Annotated in this window: 15 protein-coding genes and 1 tRNA gene; 6 read left to right on the forward strand and 10 right to left on the reverse strand. The window is 63.1% G+C overall.

Going from position 1 to position 17,543, the window contains the following annotated elements; genetic code table 11:
* Window positions 1–26: 26 nt before the first annotated feature.
* From ACH6CV_RS01055 to ACH6CV_RS01080, 6 genes are all read right to left on the reverse strand, one after another.
* A complete protein-coding gene (locus ACH6CV_RS01055) occupies window positions 27–752 on the reverse strand; it encodes a DUF1700 domain-containing protein (protein ID WP_456356299.1) in 726 nt (241 codons plus the stop codon).
* 691 nt (window positions 753–1,443) lie between these two features.
* Window positions 1,444–1,519 (reverse strand) — tRNA-Ala (locus tag ACH6CV_RS01060).
* Between the two features lie 176 nt (window positions 1,520–1,695).
* Entirely contained in the window at window positions 1,696–2,667 is a 972-nt protein-coding gene (locus ACH6CV_RS01065) for an autoinducer 2 ABC transporter substrate-binding protein (protein WP_456356300.1), read from the reverse strand.
* A gap of 84 nt (window positions 2,668–2,751) precedes the next feature.
* Window positions 2,752–3,753, reverse strand: a complete 1,002-nt coding sequence (locus ACH6CV_RS01070; protein WP_456356301.1) for an ABC transporter permease — start codon at window positions 3,751–3,753, stop codon at window positions 2,752–2,754.
* Window positions 3,750–4,778, reverse strand: a complete 1,029-nt coding sequence (locus ACH6CV_RS01075; protein WP_456356302.1) for an ABC transporter permease — start codon at window positions 4,776–4,778, stop codon at window positions 3,750–3,752. Before ACH6CV_RS01075 ends, ACH6CV_RS01070 begins: the two co-directional genes overlap by 4 nt.
* A gap of 16 nt (window positions 4,779–4,794) precedes the next feature.
* A complete protein-coding gene (locus ACH6CV_RS01080) occupies window positions 4,795–6,318 on the reverse strand; it encodes a sugar ABC transporter ATP-binding protein (protein ID WP_456356303.1) in 1,524 nt (507 codons plus the stop codon).
* A 199-nt stretch (window positions 6,319–6,517) separates the two neighbouring features.
* Between ACH6CV_RS01080 and ACH6CV_RS01085 the strand changes: the two genes are divergently transcribed.
* Both ACH6CV_RS01085 and ACH6CV_RS01090 read left to right on the forward strand, forming a co-directional pair.
* A complete protein-coding gene (locus ACH6CV_RS01085) occupies window positions 6,518–8,284 on the forward strand; it encodes a sensor histidine kinase (RefSeq protein WP_456356304.1) in 1,767 nt (588 codons plus the stop codon).
* The gene (locus tag ACH6CV_RS01090; RefSeq protein ID WP_456356305.1) at window positions 8,277–9,074 is read left to right on the forward strand and encodes a response regulator transcription factor; all 798 of its coding nucleotides are present in this window, start codon (window positions 8,277–8,279) and stop codon (window positions 9,072–9,074) included. Before ACH6CV_RS01085 ends, ACH6CV_RS01090 begins: the two co-directional genes overlap by 8 nt.
* A 71-nt stretch (window positions 9,075–9,145) precedes the next feature.
* Here ACH6CV_RS01090 and ACH6CV_RS01095 read toward each other — a convergent pair whose 3' ends face one another.
* The 3 genes from ACH6CV_RS01095 to ACH6CV_RS01105 all read right to left on the reverse strand — a co-directional run bounded on the left by ACH6CV_RS01095 (window position 9,146) and on the right by ACH6CV_RS01105 (window position 13,503).
* A complete protein-coding gene (locus ACH6CV_RS01095) occupies window positions 9,146–10,933 on the reverse strand; it encodes an FAD-dependent oxidoreductase (protein WP_456356306.1) in 1,788 nt (595 codons plus the stop codon).
* 137 nt (window positions 10,934–11,070) lie between these two features.
* Window positions 11,071–11,874, reverse strand: coding sequence for a helix-turn-helix domain-containing protein (locus tag ACH6CV_RS01100; RefSeq protein ID WP_456356307.1), 804 nt, complete (start codon window positions 11,872–11,874; stop codon window positions 11,071–11,073).
* 231 nt (window positions 11,875–12,105) lie between these two features.
* Window positions 12,106–13,503, reverse strand: coding sequence for an L-fucose/L-arabinose isomerase family protein (locus ACH6CV_RS01105; RefSeq protein WP_456356308.1), 1,398 nt, complete (start codon window positions 13,501–13,503; stop codon window positions 12,106–12,108).
* A 321-nt stretch (window positions 13,504–13,824) separates the two neighbouring features.
* Here ACH6CV_RS01105 and ymfI point away from each other — a divergent pair, with 321 nt between their 5' ends.
* A complete protein-coding gene (gene ymfI / locus ACH6CV_RS01110; protein ID WP_456356309.1) occupies window positions 13,825–14,538 on the forward strand; it encodes an elongation factor P 5-aminopentanone reductase in 714 nt (237 codons plus the stop codon).
* Here ymfI and rsmG read toward each other — a convergent pair.
* A complete protein-coding gene (gene rsmG / locus ACH6CV_RS01115) occupies window positions 14,533–15,249 on the reverse strand; it encodes a 16S rRNA (guanine(527)-N(7))-methyltransferase RsmG (protein WP_456356310.1) in 717 nt (238 codons plus the stop codon). The two genes, ymfI and rsmG, sit on opposite strands and share 6 nt — an antisense overlap.
* Window positions 15,250–15,443: 194 nt before the next feature.
* Between rsmG and ACH6CV_RS01120 the strand changes: the two genes are divergently transcribed.
* Genes ACH6CV_RS01120 through ACH6CV_RS01130 form a run of 3 tightly spaced genes read left to right on the forward strand, consistent with a single transcriptional unit; the run spans window position 15,444 to window position 17,542 of the window.
* Complete coding sequence (locus tag ACH6CV_RS01120; RefSeq protein ID WP_456356311.1) at window positions 15,444–15,770, forward strand: OadG family transporter subunit; 327 nt, start codon at window positions 15,444–15,446, stop codon at window positions 15,768–15,770.
* A 52-nt stretch (window positions 15,771–15,822) separates the two neighbouring features.
* The gene (locus ACH6CV_RS01125) at window positions 15,823–16,191 is read left to right on the forward strand and encodes a biotin/lipoyl-containing protein (protein ID WP_456356312.1); all 369 of its coding nucleotides are present in this window, start codon (window positions 15,823–15,825) and stop codon (window positions 16,189–16,191) included.
* Window positions 16,192–16,234: 43 nt separating this feature from the next.
* A complete protein-coding gene (locus ACH6CV_RS01130) occupies window positions 16,235–17,542 on the forward strand; it encodes a sodium ion-translocating decarboxylase subunit beta (protein ID WP_456356313.1) in 1,308 nt (435 codons plus the stop codon).
* Window position 17,543: the final 1 nt, after the last annotated feature.

Consider the following 17,543-nt stretch of genomic DNA (forward strand, 5'->3'; position numbering starts at 1 on the left):
CCATACATAACGGCACCTTCCTTGTTTTAAGCCGCATATCCAAACCAGCCCCAGATGTGCCAGAACGGGAGCCCACCGGCGCTCAGCATGGAAACGATCATTCCCAACACAAAGCAGGCGGCAAAGATTGCAAGGGAAACCAGCGCCACGGAACGGATACGGCGGTTGACTTTCGCAGAGAGCTGTGGCGCAATGGCCAGCGCGGGCAAAACTGCGCTGCCGGAGGCCGCGGCCAGTGCATTATGCTGAAAACGTCCGAAAGAGCGCATGAACTGCCGTAAAAAAGCCGCGAAATACATTGTTCCGGCAGCGGCCAGTACCGCCAGCGCAGCAAGGGAAAATCCGAACACCGCACCGCACCAATAGGGCATGGGCGGAATGATGGCATAGAGATTCAATCCGCCGAACAAGCAAACGGAAAGCGTACCACAGGCAAGAGAAAATGCCGCCATGACAATTCCCCAGGCGATCAGCAGCGCAAAAAACAATCCGGCAAAAAGATCTGCGAAGCAAAGACCGATGACGGTGGTACCCCGCCAGCCACCACTTTTTGCGGTGTCGGCGCTTGCCTCGAACTGTGCGGCCAGCAATGCAGGGTTTCCCAGCTTCGCGCAGATTTCTTCCTCGGAAAACCCGTCCGCCAGCTTGAAGGCGAAGTGCTGCTCATATTCGCCGACGATGTCCGAGGCATCGGTTATTCTATTTTTGCCGAGCTCAGAAGTGAGCCTTGACAGAAATTCAGTCTTTGTCATGGTCATCCTCCTCCAACAAAACCAAGATAGCATGGGCGAATTTGAGATACTCTGCCCGGTCAGTACGATAGGTCTCTCGTCCAAGGTCTGTGAGAGAGTAATACTTTCGCGGTGGGCCGCCGCTCTCCTCTTGCAGATAGAGAGCTTTGGAGTTCCCTACTTTGCACCCTTTGCACCGTTTAACCGGTATGACTTTGTGCGCAGCTTTATCTTTAATATCTCAATTTCCCCGTTTAGGCCGAGGTACTTAAAGAATAAGGACAATACACGTAGAAAAGTATAGATTGAAAGGCCAAAAACGATTATGGTTTGCTTTGATACTCCGAAGCTGACCATCCGCCGCGACATGCAAAAGCAGCAGCTGCGAAAAGAGCTGTCGGAGCACCCGTTTGGAACGGTCTAGTGGGCGGACGGCGCCTGCTATTTCTTCTGCCGGGGCAAGGAGAAAGTGACAGCCGAAATCGCGCTCAGTTCCCTGACGTACAATCTCAGAAGATCAATCAAGCTTACGACGCCCAATCCCGGCGACGTCCCGGGCATTCTTATGTACCTAAGGGCCAAAAACCAGGCAAAACGGGCCGGTTGAGGGGTCGGAGAACCCTTTTCTCCGCGATTATCGGGCTTTTCGGACTGCCCGACAGTTAATTGACATAAAAAATTTGTCCGAAAACTGGCGTTTTCAGACAAATTGTGGTGGAGCATAGGGGAGTCGAACCCCTGACCTTTTGAATGCCATTCAAACGCGCTACCAACTGCGCTAATGCCCCTCGTTCGATCGGCGTCTCACGAACAGATTGTATTATAGCAGAAACCGGGTTGTTTGTAAAGCCTCAACCGACGCCTCGGATTGTTAATTTCTGTCCGCGCTTCACCCGCGCGTAAAGCGCCCCGCGCGGACTGGGCATCGTCCGCGCGGGGCGCCTTGGGTTCGCTTTAAATCGGTTTAGAACTTGTAGTTGTCCACGTTCTCGGCGGTCCAGACCGAGGGGGGCCCCATGATGATGGTCTTGCCGTCTTCCTTGAGCGTGATCTTGCCGACGCCGGGGACTTCCATGCCGTCGGTGATCTCGGTGCCGCCCAGCTTATAGTGCGCCACGAACACCGTCAGGCGGCCCAGCATGCCCGGATCCCACAGAATGCCGAAGTCCAGCGAGCCGTCCTTGAGGTAGGGGGCGGAGTCGGTCGGCATCGAGGAGCCGACGACCGCGATTTTGTCCTGGAGGCCCTTCTCCTGCACCGCCATGGCCGCGCCGATGGGGGCGGGGGTGGAGACGCCCACGATGCCCTTGAGGTTCGGGTAGGTGGAGATCAGCGCCAGCGTCTGGGTGTAGGCTTCCTGGGCCGACTCGTCCGACGGAATGGGATCGGCGACCAGCTTGAGGTTCGGATAGCGCTCGGCGGCGTAGGCCTTGCCGGCGTCGATCCAGGTGTTGAGGTTGGCGGCGGTCAGGTAGCCGGTCACGATGGCGTACTCGCCCTCTTCGGTGCCCATGGCCTCGACCAGCTTGTCCCAGATGACCTGGCCGTACAGCGTGTCGTCGATCTGGTGGATCGAGTAGGTCACGTCATCGCCGTTGGCGGTGGTGTCCCAGTCCACCACCAGCACGCCGTCCTCGATGCACTTCTGCAGCGCGGGCGACACGGCGTCGGGATCGTTGGGCGCGATGGCCAGGCAGTCGATGCCGCTGGTCAGCAGGTCCTCGATCATCTGCACCTGCAGGGCGGCGTCGCCCTGGGTGGGGCCGACGTACTTGACGTCGATGCCCAGTTCCTCGCCGGCCGCGATCGCGCCGGTTTCGGAGGCGTTGAAGTAGGGAATGCCCACGAGCTTGGGCATGACGACGATGGTCTCCGCGAACGCGGCGGCGGACAGGGACATGAGCAACACCAGAATCAATGCCAGGGTTTTCTTCATGGTTCTCTTGCTCCTTTACGTTATTGTGTATCCCGACCCGACCGCTTGCCCGGGCGGTCGGTATGAGACCCAAAGGGATTACCGCTACACCTTGGCGGCGGCTTTCTTGAACCGATCGCGCGTGGTCAGGTAGTTGATCGACAGCACGCCGATCAAAATCAGACCGGTCACGATGTCGGTGATGTTTCGGTTGAGGCCGATGATGTTGAAGCCCGAGGAGATCACCTGCAAGATGGCCACCGCGATCACCGTGCCCAGCACGTGCCCGCTGCCGCCGGTGATGGCCGTGCCGCCCAGCACCGTGGCCGCGACCGACTGCATCGTGTAGCTGACGCCGTAGTCGGCCCGGGCCGAGTTGTAGCGCGAGGTCATCAGGATGCCCGCGATGCCGGCCATCACGGCCGAGAACACGTACACCTTGAGGATCGACTTGTGCGTGTTGATGCCGCTGAAGCGGGTGGCCTTCTCATTGCCGCCCAGCATATACACGCTGACGCCCCAGGGCGTACGCTCGATCAGGAGGTAGGCGATCAGGATCATCGCCAGGTAGATCAGCATCGTGTAGGGGATGTCGAACACCGAGCCTGCGCCGATGCGGGTGAACAACTTGGGCAGCCCCGAGATGGCCGAGCCGCGCGTGATGTTGAGCGACACGCCGTCGAACACCGTCTGCGTGCCCAGCGTGACCAAGAGAGGCACCACGCCCACATAGGCCACGAAGAAGCCGTTGGCCAGGCCGCACAGCACCGACACCATGAGCACCACCGCGATGCCGATGATGATGACCGGCACGTCGGGCATGCCGCTGCCGCCCGCGTACAGCGCGCGCATCACGACCGAGCCCACGATGGCCGACAGCATCGCCGAATTGACCAGCGACAGGTTGATGCCGCCCGTCATGATGACCACGCTCATGCCGAGCGCCAGGATGCCAAACTCGGCCATCTGAAAGCCCATGTTCTTGAAATTCTTGACGCTCAGGAACTTGCCCGGGGCCAGCGCGCTCATCAGCGCGATCAGCGCCAGCAAAAAGACCAGCAGGAAGTACTGCGTGCGGTTGCGCTTCAAATGATCGGTCAGTTTCATCGCAAACCCTCCTTGCCGGCCGTGACGACCTCGATGTCAACCTTGGTGCGGCGCTGTTCCTCGCGCTTGAGCTTAATCATGTCGAAGCTGACCGCGACCAGGATGATCGTGCCCACGATGATCGACTGCCAGTAGGCCGAGATGCGGGCCAGCGTCAGGCCGTTTGAGATGACCCCAAACAGCATCACGCCCAGGAAGGTACCCGGAACCGAGCCCGAGCCGCCCGACAGCAGCGCGCCGCCCAGCACCACCGCGCCGATGACGTTCAGGTCGTAGCCGATGAACGCATTGGGGTCGACCGACTTCATGATCGAGGTGTAGGTGATGGCCGCGAAGCCGGCCATCATGCCGCTGAACACGTAGGCCAGCGCGGTGAGCCGATGGGTGTTCAGGCCGATGCGCTCGGCCGCCACCTTGCTCGCGCCCATGGCCATGATCGACCGTCCGAGCATCGTGCGCCGGATCAGGAACCAGGTCGCGGCCATCGCCAGCGCGAACAGCAGAAACTGGATCGGCACGCCGATCTCGGCCCCGGCGTCGCTGCGAAAGGCGAACAGCTTGAACATGCCGAACTCGCCCACCCGGTCGGGCAGTTGGTTGATCCAGGTGCCGTTGGTGTAGTAGCGCAAGAAGCCGCGGATGACCGAGTTGAGCCCGAGCGTGGCGATGATCGGCGGCAGCTGAAGCCGCGACACCATCAAACCGTTCGCGAGGCCCAGCAGCGCGCCCATCGCGATGCCGACCGCATACCACATAAGCATGCTGCCGATGCCGGTCGCCTTCATCATCTGGCCGGTCAGCACGGTAATCAGCGCCAACTGGCCGCCGATCGACACGTCGATGCCGCCGGTGATGATGACGAGCAGCATGCCCATCGCGCAAATGCCCAGCACCGCGTTGGACTTGATCACGTCCATCAGGTTTTCAAACGAGAGGAACGTGTTGTTGAACAGGAACGAAATCAGCATCACCGCCAGCAGCATGAGCAGCACCGATGCCTCTTTATGCGCAAACAGGCGCTTCATCCCATCACGTCCTTTCCTAAACCGCCGGCGCGGTCAGTACGGCCCGCTCCATCAGCATTTCCTGGGTGGCGGTCGCGCCGTCAAATTCGCCGGTGATCCGGCCGCGCCGCATCACCAGAATCCGATCGCTGATCGAGAATATCTCGGGCAGCTCGCTCGACACCATGATGACCGCCATGCCCCGGTCGGCGAGGTCGCGCAGCAGGTGGTGGATCTCCGACTTCGAACCCACGTCGATGCCGTTGGTGGGCTCGTCGACGATCAGCACCTTGGGGCTTGTCGCCAGCCACTTGGCGACCACGACCTTCTGCTGGTTGCCGCCCGACAGCTTGAGCGCGTCCATGTGCGGGTAGGGCGGGCGCACGTTCAGCTGCTTAATCAACTGCGCAGCCTTCTCCCGGCGCGCCCCGGCGTCGATCAGCCCCAGACGGCCCACCAGGGTTTTCAGGATGGGCAAGGTGATGTTGCCCTCGACGCTTTGCTCGAGTACCAACCCCTCGGTCTGGCGCGATTCGGGCACGAACGCGATGCCCAGCGCCTGCGCTTCGGCGGGCGACCTCGGCGATATTCGCTTGCCTTCTAAAAAGATCTCGCCGCTGTCGGGGTGGTTGAGCCCGAACAGCGCGCGCACCATCTCGGTGCGGCCCGCGCCCACGAGGCCGGTAATGCCCAGCACCTCGCCGCGCCGAAGCTCGAACGAGACGTCCTCGAAGTTGCCGCGCTTGGTGATGTGGCGCACGGTCAGGATCGTCTCGCGCACCTGCTTGGCCGGCAGGTGTTCCTCGACGATCTCGCGCCCGACCATCATCGAGATCAGCCGCGAGCGGGTCATCTCGGACGTGGGCGCACCGCCGACCAGCCGGCCGTCGCGCAGCACCGTCATGCGGTCGGCGATCCTAAACAGCTCGTCCAGCTTGTGGCTGATGAAGATGATGCCCATGCCGCGCGCCTTCAAGCGTTCGACGATCTTGAACAGCGCCTCCACCTCGCTACTCGACAGCGCGGACGTAGGCTCGTCCATGACGAGCAGCTTCGCGTCGTACACCAGCGCGCGCGCGATGGCGATCAGTTGCTGCTTGGCGGTGGACAGCGTGTTCAGCCGGGCGTCCAGGTCGATGTCTACACCGAGCTCGGCAAGCGCCTTTTTCGCGGTCGCGTCGATTTCGCGCCAGTTGACGAGCCGGCGGCGCTTGTCCACCTGCTCGCTGAAGGCGATGTTCTCCTTGACCGACAGCGTCGGAAACAGAGAGAAGTCCTGGAAGATTACGATGATGCCGCGGCGCATGGCCTCGATCGGCGTCAGGTGATCCACGCGCCGGCCTTCGATCTCGATGACCGCGCCGGGGTCGGGCTGGTACACGCCCGACATGACCTTGATGAGCGTCGATTTCCCCGCGCCGTTCTCCCCGATCAGCGCGTGCACCTCGCCGCGGTGTACGTCAAAGCTGATGTCCTCGAGCGCGTTCACGCCGGGGAACGTCTTCGATACGTGCTGGAGCCTCAAAAATACGGCCCCCTGATCCGGCCTGTCCGTCGGCACGCGGATCCCTCCTTTGCTCCACCTGATCGTAACCATGATAACGCAGCCAAAGCATGGTATCAATGAAATAATCAAATCGAAATGTGTACAAATCAACAGTAAAGCGTGCATACGGCGACAGTTTCGCGCGATTGATCTTTTGCACGCGATGCGGTACAATGAAGTCCGATGACGAACGCATTCGCAAAGGATGAAGCGCATGTCCGAAAAGCGTGTCTCCTGGTTCCAAAACCTGTCCATCTCGGCGCGGCTCGCCGTTCTGTTCGCGGTGGTGTCGATCATCCCGGTCCTCGTAATCGGCCTGCTGTCGCTGCGCATTTCATCTCAAAGCACACTCGAGCGGGGCGTGCAGGACCGGCTGAACCGGCTGGAATTCGTCGATTACCGGATGGTCGAGCTGATCCGCCGCAAGCACCGCGACGTGCTGCTGGTGGCGTTCAACCCCTATGTGCGCGCCTACTTCGACGAGCACACGCGCCTGGGCAGCGCGAACCTGATCGAGGATCAGACCAAGCGGCAGCTAATCAGCCTGTACAACAAGCAGGAGAGCACCTCGGCCATGCTGGCGAGCAACGGCGGGACGGCGCTGGTCTACGGCGCGGTGCAGTCGTCGGCGGTCAACAAGGTCGATATAAGCGGCAAGCTGCCGCTGCGCGCGTCGGACTTCAAGCTGTTCGACCGCTGGGCCGCGCCGACGTTCGAAAACGGCGAACCGGTGGTGCCCTACGAACGGCTGGTGCTGGCCGAGAGCGACAACCGGCCGGTCGCGCGGCTGATCCTGAACGTCAAGGAATCGGTGTTTGGGGCGCTGTACCGCGATTACGAGGTGGCCGCCGGCACCGAGTTCTTCATCGCCTCCGGGCAGGGCATCCTGTCGTGTACCGACAAGCGGCTGTACGGGCAAACTATCGCGGATGCGCTCGGGTTTTCGCCGGACAGGTGCGAGGGCGAATCGGGTTACTTCCCGCTCGGCGGTTCGATCATCACCTACCGCCACAACCGGGCGCGGGGGCTGCTGTTCCTCGAGCGCGCGCCGATCGAGCGCTTCACCGCCGGGTTCTGGCCGATCGTGCAGCTGACGGCAGCGGTGTCGCTTTTGTGCGTGGCGGTGTGCGCGGCGCTGGGCGCGGCCATGTCGCGCAGCTTCACCAAGCCGCTGTACCGCTTGATCGAGCGGGTGAGCAGCTTTGACGCCGCCGCGCCGGGCACGCGCGAACAGACCCGCAACGAGTTCGCCATCCTGTCCGACAAGTACGCCCGCATCCTGGGCCGGCTGGAGACGCTGATCGGCGAATACTACGAGGAGCAGCAAAAAAAGAAGGAAGCGCAAATCCGCGCGCTCGAGTTCCAGATCAACCCGCACTTCCTCTATAACACGCTGTCCACGATCGTGTGGCTGATCGACGCGGGCGAGAACCGCACCGCGATCCGCGTTACCAAGGACCTGTCGGCATTCTTCCGGCTGAGCATCTCGAAGGGACGCGAATTCATCCCGCTCAAGGACGAGCTGCACCACGTCGAGCTGTACATCGACATCCAGAAGGCGCGCTACGCCGACTGCATCTTCGTCGAGTATGAGGTGGAGGAGGAGGCGCTTCCGCTGTATACGCCCAAGCTGATTTTGCAGCCGCTGGTCGAAAATTCGGTCATCCACGCCATGCAGACCCGCGCCGACAAGACATGCCACATCCGGATCACAGCGCGGCGCGACGGGGACGACGTGCTGCTCGAGGTGCGCGACGATGGCGATACGATCACCGCGAAGACCATCGACAGCATGAATCGCTTCCTGTACGACCGCGACCAGTCGGAAGCGGCGGTGGACTACGGCATCGGGATCTCCAACGTCCACGACCGCATCCGGATGAGTTTCGGCGACGGCTACGGGTTATATTACCGGCGCGAGGGCGGCGAGACGGTGGCGGCGCTCCGGATTGTGGCCATGGAGGGGAACCGCAATGTATAGACTGCTGGTGGTCGACGACGAAAAGCTGATTGCCGAGGGCATGCGCAAGGCCATCGATCGGCTCGATCTGTTTGAGACGCGCGTCGCGCACAGCGGCGCGCAGGCGCTCTCAATCATCGATGCCGAGCGCGTACACGCGATGCTGCTGGACATCTCGATGCCCGACATGGACGGGATGGAGCTGATGCGGGTGCTGGGCGAGCGGGCCGACCGGCCGTTGACCATCGTGATTAGCGGCTACGATGAATTCGCCTATGCCCGCCAGGCGCTGACCTACGGCGCGGTGGACTACGTGCTCAAGCCGGTCGATTCGGACGACGTGGCCGCGATGGGGCGGCGGCTGTTTGCGCTGCTGGAGGCGCGCGCGCAGCAGGCGGCCGAGTCCGCGCACATGAAGGCGATGCTGTCCGAGCTGCTGTCCGAGCGCCCGGCCGCGGGCGACGAGGCCTCGGGCCCGTCCGCCGACGCGCCCCAACGCGCGGCCGAGCGCGCGCGGCGCGCGATCGCGGAGCGCTTCTGTGAGCGAAACCTGTCGGTCAACGCGCTGTCGGCCACACTGGGCTACTCGCCCAATTACCTGGGCAATGTGTTCAAGCGCACCTACGGCATGTCGATCAACGATTGCATCAATCAGCACCGGGTGGCCGAGGCCAAGCGGCTGATGGACGAGACCGACATGATGGTCTACGAGATCGCCTTCAAGGTGGGTTTTTCCGACCAGCACTACTTCAGCAAGACCTTCAAGCGCCACGCCGGGGCGTCGCCGTCGGAATACAGACAAGGACGCTGATGCGCCCACCGCGCTTCCACGCAAAAATCCCACCGCCGCGGCGGTGGGATTTTTGCGTGGCTGTCTTTCGGTTATTTTGCGGACAGCGCGTAGGCCGCCGCGTTCTCCCCCGCGATCTTGCCCCAAACGATGGTGCTGGTGTTGGCCAGGCCGCCGATGTTGGCGCTGCCGCCGATGTTGGCGCCGCCTGCCAGTTCGCCGCCCTCGTACAGGCCCGGGATCGGCTCGCCGCTCTGACCCAGTACCTGCGCGTGCTCGTTCATCAGCGGGCCGCCCTTGGTCAGCATGACATAGGGGCAGGTCTTGACCGCGTAATACGGCCCCTTGAGTTCGATCATGGACTCGACCGGACGGCCAAAGTCCTTGTCCTCGCCCGCGGCTACATACGCATTGTAGGTTTCCACCGTCGCCTTCAAGCCTTCGGCATCGATGCCGACTTTGCCCGCCAGTTCCTCCAGTGTGTCGGCCTTGTACACGCAGTTTTCGGCCGCCAGCAGTTCGTCAAACTTTGCCCATCCCTCATCCTTGCTGAGGATCGAGGCCCCTTTGTCCCGCATGTCCTGGGTCAAAAGCATGTACACCAGGTTGTGAGGGGCGCCGGCATACGCCGCCTTGCGCTCGCTGTCGAGCGCGTTGAACTCGTTGACGATGCGTCGGCCGTCGGCGTCCACCCAGATCACGCCGGGGTATTCCTGCACCACCGCGGTGGCGGTGACGTCAAACCCGGCCTCCGGCACCGCGCCGGGGTAGGCGGGCAGGTAGTCCATATTGGCGAGCACCGCCCCCGCCTTCTCCGCAAAGGCGTAGCCGTCGCCGGTGACGAAGGAGGGTGCCATCGTCTGCACGTTTTCGTAGTTGTACTTGTGCAGCAGTTCCTCGTTGTGGCCATAGCCGCCGGTCGCCAGAATGGTGGCCGGCGCGCGATACTCGATGCCGTCGGTCAGCACCACGCCGGTGACCGCGCCTTCCTCCACGATGATGTCCTTGACTTCGGTGTCCAGCATCGAGCACACATTGCCCGCTTCCACCTGCTCCATGAGTTTAGGGAGGATCAGGTCGATGATCGCCTTGCCGCCGCCCGCGACGCGGTACTCGCGTGGAACGTTGAATGCGTCGTAGGAAGCCGACATCTTCGGCGCCCGATCGCCGAAATCCGCGCCCAAGTCGTCCAGCCAGTCCACCGCCGCCGCCGCGCATTCGGTGTGTTTGCGGGTCAGCGCCTCCACATTGGTCCCTCCGCCCATGCGGACGATGTCCTGCGCAAAGTTTTCCGGCGAATCTTCCACGCCGGCCTCGATCTGCATGCGCGCGCCCGCCGCCGAGGTGGTGCCGCCCGCGTAGCGGATAGAGCCGCCCAAGGCGTCGTTCTTCTCAATGAGGTATACCTTCGCACCCGCCTGGGCCGCGGCGATCGCCGCGTTGATACCGGTCGAACCCGCGCCGATGATGATGACGTCCGGGTTTTCAAAGGCGGGCTTCGCCTTTTCCTGGGGGACCGCCTCCGACTTGACCAGATCGTCGGCGCTCAACCCAACCGACTCGAGCGCGGCCAACGCGGCCGCCCGGACCGCCTGGCTGGTCACGGTCGCACCGGCGACGCCGTCGACGTCGACGGCGCCTCCGGCGACCATCAGCGCAGGCATTTTCTCGATGGCGCTTGATCCGATACCTTCCGTCTCCGCGTCGCCGGTCGCGGACGCGGCGACAATCTTCCCGTCCTCGATGGTCAGCGTAACGCTGACCTCTCCGCCGAATCCCTGTGCCGTCCCCGCGGCTTCCTGCGCCAGCGCCGGCAAGGCGAGACACAGCGTCAGCAGCAGGGCCAGCAGTGACATGACTACGCGACGTGATTGCTTCATGACAAGACACTCCTTTTGAATGTGATTGGGCGATGGCTCTCCCCCCTTCTTACCATAAGGGCGCAGAGTATATGCGAGTCAAGGGGCATTGTCAATTTTTCTACAATTTTGTCCGGAAATTCACGATGCTTGCCGCATCAGTTCGACCGGCTTTCAACAGGAATCCAGACTTCACCGTAGCTTTGCTGATGCGTAAGCCCCACGTTCCAAAAAGTGCGCACCAGCGCCTCTTCGCCAAGCGCCTTGCCCTGCGCCCGCGCCCTTTCCAGCAGCGCCGCCACCTGCCCGTCCAGTTCCTTTTTCTGGGGACGCCAACTCAGCACGGCATACAGGCAAGGCTGGGCGGGCAGGCGGATAAGGCCCGGCGTATCGCCAATCTCCAGAAAGGCCGCCGTCTCCGGATCGACGACAAAGCCCTGGCGGGTCGTCTTGCATCCGCGCCCGGCGTCCAGTATCCGGCCCCACTGCAAAAGCGGCATCCAATCGGTCCATCTTGCCATTTCGGCACGCTCCTTGGGCAGCATTCTCTCCTCTCTATCCGCGGCAAATACGCGCATCAAAGCCGCAGGGCGCATACGCTCCTCGATAATGCCGATACGGGCCGGGGCCTCTTCCATCCATTGCGCGCGCTCACGCAGCTTCTCTACAATACGCCGCTGCATCTCGATTTGGCGGGCGAGCTTTTGCGCCTGCTCCCGCAGCAAGCGGCTCTGCCGCAAAATATCCGGGCACCTCAGCAGCTCCACCGCCTGCGCGACGCCATAGCCGCAATTGCGCAGATTCCGCAGGCTCATCAGCACGTCCACATTGGCGCCCGAATAGCTTCGGTATCCACCCTCGCCGCCCCGGCTATAGGAGCACATCCCGTATTGCTCGTAAAACCTGAGCGTCTGCGGCGTGATCCCCATCATTTCCGCCACTTCCTTGATCCTGTAGGCCACGCTTCACCCATCCCCTTTTTCCCTTGTACTTCGCCGCGCGTTTGATTGAATCTATTATATCGAATCGGCCGCACAAAATCCAGCGACCGCCGTACCGACAATCAGGCCGGAGACGGCCGCCCGGTCCGATCGGTTTTCAGGGCTGTGATCCGGACGCGCGCGATACGCCGTCCTTATACCAAGAGGGGTGTTCACGCAGCCCGTGAACACCCCTCCGCCTATCCGCTTCGCTTACTTGTCGATATCCACCTTCACATAGCCCAGGTACTTGCCCAAGGCCTCGCCCACCGCGTCCACCATATCGCCGCGTGTGATCGCCACGTGGTGGCGGAAGCCGCCCTCGAAGATGCGCTGGAGCTTGTCTTGCAGGTGCTCCGCGCGCAGCACGCCCGGCGTGCCGAAGAAGGCCTCCTCCACCGGATCGTCGGTGATCTCGCCCCGGCCCACGTAGTAGCGCACCTGGCCGTCCTCGTTGCGCATGCTGGCGAACGTCACCTCGCCGGGCGCGATCCTGCCCACGTTCAGGCCCCAGCCGCTACCGTCGCCGTAGGTCTTTTTGAACATCAGGTGCTGCTGCATCTCGCCCTTGCCGGTCATCAGATCAACGGCCAAGGGACCGCAGTGGAACAGGATGCATTTGTCTGCTTCCTCGCCGTAGTTGTTGTTCCAGTCGAGCAGGCCCGCCGGCGTACCCGAGGCCAGGTTCAGCGCCATCATCGCCACCGCGTTGGTCACGTCCAGCTCGCAGGCGGCCGGCACATTCAGGTGGTTCAGGATGCCCAGCAGACTGCAGGGCGCGATGCCGAGCGCCTGCTCCATCTCGTCCCAGCAGCGCACGGCCACGCAGTCGAGTTTCATATCGCGGATGATCTTCTCGAAGGTCGCGCCCATGCGCGAGAGCAGCACCTCCTTGCCCTTGGGCATCTTGCCGAGGTCGGCGCTCTCGAGAATCAACTCGAGCCAGCGCCTGGCCTCGGGGGAATCCTCGCCGATGCGGTCGAACAGCCTCATCACGTGGGACAGGTCGAGCGTCTCCACGTCGATGCCGTGCTTCTCGAGCGCCACCTCGTCGTAGCGCACCGATTTGAACGCCGTGGTGCGCGCGCCGAACGCGCCCAGGCGCAGGTAGCGCATCTTCTTCACGATCCGGCAGATCGCGGAGAACTTCACCAATTGGCCGTGGAACGCGTCGCTCAGCGGATGCACGACGAACGGCGGGAAGCTTGTGAACTTTACGCCCATTTGCTTGAGCACGCTGCCGAGGCCGAGCTTGCCGCAGAACGCGTCGCGCCGATGCTCGAAGTCCATCCGGCCGATCTCGTCCGGGTAGGCCTGCAAGAGGATCGGCACGTTGACGTCGCGGATCGCCGCCTTGACACCGTTCTCGTCGCCGAAGTTGGGCAGGCAGATAATCAGCCCGTCGTACCCGCCCCGATGCGCCTCGAGGAAGTCATGGAAAACTTGCCCCTCGTTCGTCGTCTCCACCGCGCCGTAGCGCACCGCGTCCTCGTCGATCAGCAGCGCATCGATCCCCGCCTTGTTCAGCGCCTCCGTCATCTCCGCGCGCGCCGCCGCGATCACCGAGCTCGGGAAAAAACCACGGTTGGCCATCAACACCGCCATCGTCATAAAGGGTACCCCTCCCTACACAATATCGTCCATCTTACCAATTCCGTCAGGACCGTTATCGATAATGATTCTAGCACGCGGCCATGGCTTTGTCAATGCGTTGCATCCGGGCGCGGGCTCTGGTACAATCTACGTATTGTAGCGCCGGCGGTCCGGCGACCGCGGGGATTGCGGAGGAAACCGAGATCTTCGTTCGGCAAGGGGCCTTCACCGCGGCACAGCAGCGCTGCGGAAAGCTACGAGCGACGCGGACGGCCCGAAAAAGGTCCGCAAAGTTCCGCAACTACCGTGGTTGTTAGGCCACCAGGTATGGAGGTTTTCATGAACGCACTGATTACCGGCGGCTCGCGCGGCATCGGCGCGGCCGTCGTCCGGCAGATGGCGCGCGAGGGCGCGCGCGTTGCCTTTTTCTATTTGCAAGCGGAGGAGGCGGCGAAGGCGCTGGCCGACGAGACGGGCGCGCTGGCCGTCCGCTGCGACGTGACGGGCAGCGCGCAGGTGGACGAGTCGGTCAAGCGCGTCGAGCGCGGCATCGGCCCGCTCGACATCTTGGTCAACAACGCGGGGCTTGCGCAGTTCGGGCTGATCGCCGATGTCTCCGATCGCGACTGGCGCGCACTGGGCGCGGTCAACCTGGACGGCGCATTCTACCTGACGCGCGCGGTGCTGCCCGGCATGATCTCGCGCCGGCGCGGCGCGATCGTCAACGTGTCGTCGATGTGGGGCGTTGCGGGCGCGTCCTGCGAGGCCGCCTATTCGGCGTTCAAGGCCGGGCTGATCGGGCTTACGAAGGCGACGGCGCGCGAGGTCGGCCCGAGCGGCGTGCGCGTCAACTGCGTGGCTCCGGGCGCGATCGACACCGACATGAACGCGCGCCTGAGCGTCGATGACCGCGCGGCCTTGGCCGAGAATACCCCGCTCTGCCGCCTGGGCCGCCCCGAGGAGGTGGCCGAGGCCGTCTGCTTCCTCGCCTCCCCCCGCGCCTCCTTCATCACCGCGCAGGTGCTGTGCGTGGACGGGGGATACTTGCTATAAGGGATTCCTCCCCGGCTCCCCCGCCTTGCGCGGGTAGCGGTCGGGGGTCTTTCCCACCTTGTCCACGATCAGCAGCCGGTGATCCCAGTCGCGGCCGGGGATCGGAGCCTGTACGACCGCGCGCACGCGCCCGCGCAGTTCGGACAGCGCCCGCGCGGCGCGCGTCAGCTCCTCTTCGACCGCCGGGCCCTTGTAGGCCACGAGCATGCCGCCCCGGCGCGCGAACGGCAGCGCCAGCTCGAGCAGCACCGGCGTATCGGCCACCGCGCGCGCCGTGACGCAGTCGAACGCGGCGCGCAGCGCCATATCGCGCGCGGCGTCCTCACAGCGCCCGTGCAGCGCGCGCGCGTTGAGGCCGAGCGCCTCGATCACTTCATTCAGGAATTTCACCCGCTTTTGCAGCGCATCCAGCAGCGTGACGCGCGTTTCCGGCAGTGCGATCGACAGCAGGAGGCCCGGACAGCCCGCGCCCGCGCCCACGTCGATCAGCGTGCGGACGCCATCCATCAACCCCGGCACTTGAAGCGGCGCGAGCGAGTCCAGGTAATTACGCTCGGCCGCCTCGCGCGCGTCGTCGGGCACGCGCGTCAGGTTCATCACCCCGTTGGCCTCGGTCAGCAGCGCGTGATAGCGCGCGATCTGCTGGGTTTGCGCCTCGCTCAGTTGGACGCCCATCGCCTTCGCGCCCTGAGCCACCCATTGGCATGGCATATTTGTCCCCCCGCCCGTCGCTTCTTTTCAGATATCATATCACAGGCTGTCAACCGACGCTTGCCATAAAAAAGTTGTAACAAATTTTCCATACATAACCGGCAGGAAAAAGGGAACCTTTGTCGAATGATTGAATTTGGTAGGGAATGGAGCTTTTTTTATAGAATCCATGAGAGAATTGGGGGATCTGGGAAATGGAGAAACTGGGTTACGGCCTCTTGATGATGGTCATCGGCATGCTGGTCGTGTTCATCGGCCTCGTCATCCTGATCGTGGCAATCAACCTGATGGGTCGCTTGCTCAAGCGATTCGCCGGCGCGGATTCGCCGGTGCGGGTTGAGCCCGCATTGGCGACGGCACCGGCCATCGCCTCGCTGCCGATGGCGGCGTCGGCGAAGGTGTTGGAAGCAAATGCCGGCGGCGAACTGGCCCTGGTCGCGGGGCTGACCGCCCTGGCGCTGGCGGCGGGCGACGTCGGCAAGCAGTTTGTCGTGCGCGCCATCCGCCGCGTAGAGCGCTAACTATTGGTCTGCCAACCTTAAAAAGGATTCATATTTGAAAGGGGTAACCATCATGCATAGCTACAAGATCACCGTCAACGGCCAGGCCTACGAAGTCGAAGTCGAAGAGGTCGGCGGATTCACAGGCGCCGCCGAAACCCCCGCCGCCCCCGCGAAGAGCGCGCCGGCCCCCGCCGCCAAGCCCGCGGCCAAGTCCGCGCCCGCCGGTGCCGAGACCATCAAGGCCCCCATGCCGGGCACCATCCTGGCGGTCAATGTGCAGGAGGGCTCGTCGGTCAAGAAGGGCCAGGTTGTGCTGGTCCTCGAGGCCATGAAAATGGAAAACGAAATCATGTCTCCCCGCGACGGCGTGGTTGGCGCCGTGCTGACCTCCAAGGGTTCCTCCGTCAACACCGGCGACGCGCTGGTGGCGCTGAAATAATCCGGGCAGCCGGGCTATGCGATGTTTTAAAGGAGGAAGCACCATGAAAACCCTCAAGAACCGTTTGTGGTTGGCCGCGCTGATCTCTCTGCTGACGATCTGCGCGCTCACCGCGTTCGGCGTGTGGGCCGAATCCAATCAGGCCCCCGCCCCGGCGAACGCGCCCGCCGCGCAGCAGCAGGTTCCATCGTCGGCCGAAACCGAGACCGCGCCTGCCGACGACACGTACCAGCTGAACTTCGTCGAGGGCCTTGCCAAGATCTGGGACTCCACCGGCTTCGCGCACGGCGACTGGCGTCAGTACGTGATGATCGCGGTCAGCTTCGTGCTGATTTATTTGGCCGTCGTCAAGGGCTTTGAGCCGCTTCTGCTGCTGCCGATCGCCTTCGGTATGCTGCTGGCCAACCTGCCGATCGCCGGCATGATGGATGAGGGCGGCCTGCTGTACTACCTGTACAAGGGCGTGAAGCTGGGCATCTACCCACCGCTGATCTTTATGGGCGTGGGCGCGATGACCGACTTCGCCCCGCTGATCGCCAACCCCAAGTCGCTGCTGCTGGGCGCGGCGGCGCAGCTGGGCATCTTCATCACCTTTATCGGCGCGCTGTTGCTGGGCTTCAAGCCCGCTGAGGCCGGCTCGATCGGCATCATCGGCGGCGCCGACGGCCCCACGGCCATCTTCACGACCACCCAGCTGGCCCCGCACCTGCTGGGCCCGATCGCGGTCGCGGCCTACTCCTACATGGCGTTGGTGCCGGTCATTCAGCCGCCGATCATGAAGGCGCTGACCACCCATGAGGAGCGCATGATCGTCATGGATCAGCTGCGCCCGGTCTCCAAGGCCGAGCTCGTGATCTTCCCCATCCTGGTGACGCTGGTGGTGTCGCTGATGCTGCCCCCGGCCGCTCCCTTGGTCGGCATGCTGATGCTGGGCAATCTGTTCCGCGTGAGCGGCGTGACCGAGCGCCTGTCGAAGACCGCGCAGAACGAGCTGATTAATATCGTGACCATCTTCTTGGGCACGACGGTGGGCGCGACCACCAACGGCGCCACCTTCCTGGCCCCGCAGACGCTCTACATCATCGTGCTGGGCGTAATCGCCTTTGGCGGCGGTACCGCGGGCGGCGTGCTGCTGGGCAAGCTCATGTGCAAGCTGTCGGGCGGCAAGATCAACCCGCTGATCGGCTCGGCCGGCGTATCGGCGGTGCCGATGGCCGCGCGCGTCTCGCAGGTGGTCGCCCAACAGGAGAACCCGGGCAACTTCCTGCTGATGCACGCGATGGGCCCGAACGTGGCCGGCGTAATCGGCTCGGCCGTGGCGGCGGGCGTGTTCCTGTCGCTGCTCAAGTAAG

It is taken from the genome of Anaerozeibacter quisquiliarum, from assembly GCF_051162045.1.
Taxonomy (GTDB): Bacteria; Bacillota; Clostridia; order Christensenellales; family Aristaeellaceae; genus Anaerozeibacter; species Anaerozeibacter quisquiliarum.

Excerpts from the sequence above, each read along its gene's own strand:
- ACH6CV_RS01095 (WP_456356306.1), bottom strand. The coding sequence starts at position 10,933 with ATGAAGCAATCACGTCGCGTAGTCATGTCACTGCTGGCCCTGCTGCTG.
- ACH6CV_RS01105 (WP_456356308.1), bottom strand. The coding sequence starts at position 13,503 with ATGACGATGGCGGTGTTGATGGCCAACCGTGGTTTTTTCCCGAGCTCG.
- ACH6CV_RS01085 (WP_456356304.1), top strand. The coding sequence starts at position 6,518 with ATGTCCGAAAAGCGTGTCTCCTGGTTCCAAAACCTGTCCATCTCGGCG.
- ACH6CV_RS01070 (WP_456356301.1), bottom strand. The coding sequence starts at position 3,753 with ATGAAACTGACCGATCATTTGAAGCGCAACCGCACGCAGTACTTCCTG.
- ACH6CV_RS01125 (WP_456356312.1), top strand. The coding sequence starts at position 15,823 with ATGCATAGCTACAAGATCACCGTCAACGGCCAGGCCTACGAAGTCGAA.
- ymfI (WP_456356309.1), top strand. The coding sequence starts at position 13,825 with ATGAACGCACTGATTACCGGCGGCTCGCGCGGCATCGGCGCGGCCGTC.
- ACH6CV_RS01065 (WP_456356300.1), bottom strand. The coding sequence starts at position 2,667 with ATGAAGAAAACCCTGGCATTGATTCTGGTGTTGCTCATGTCCCTGTCC.
- ACH6CV_RS01120 (WP_456356311.1), top strand. The coding sequence starts at position 15,444 with ATGGAGAAACTGGGTTACGGCCTCTTGATGATGGTCATCGGCATGCTG.
- ACH6CV_RS01075 (WP_456356302.1), bottom strand. The coding sequence starts at position 4,778 with ATGAAGCGCCTGTTTGCGCATAAAGAGGCATCGGTGCTGCTCATGCTG.
- rsmG (WP_456356310.1), bottom strand. The coding sequence starts at position 15,249 with ATGCCATGCCAATGGGTGGCTCAGGGCGCGAAGGCGATGGGCGTCCAA.
- ACH6CV_RS01055 (WP_456356299.1), bottom strand. The coding sequence starts at position 752 with ATGACAAAGACTGAATTTCTGTCAAGGCTCACTTCTGAGCTCGGCAAA.
- ACH6CV_RS01130 (WP_456356313.1), top strand. The coding sequence starts at position 16,235 with ATGAAAACCCTCAAGAACCGTTTGTGGTTGGCCGCGCTGATCTCTCTG.
- ACH6CV_RS01090 (WP_456356305.1), top strand. The coding sequence starts at position 8,277 with ATGTATAGACTGCTGGTGGTCGACGACGAAAAGCTGATTGCCGAGGGC.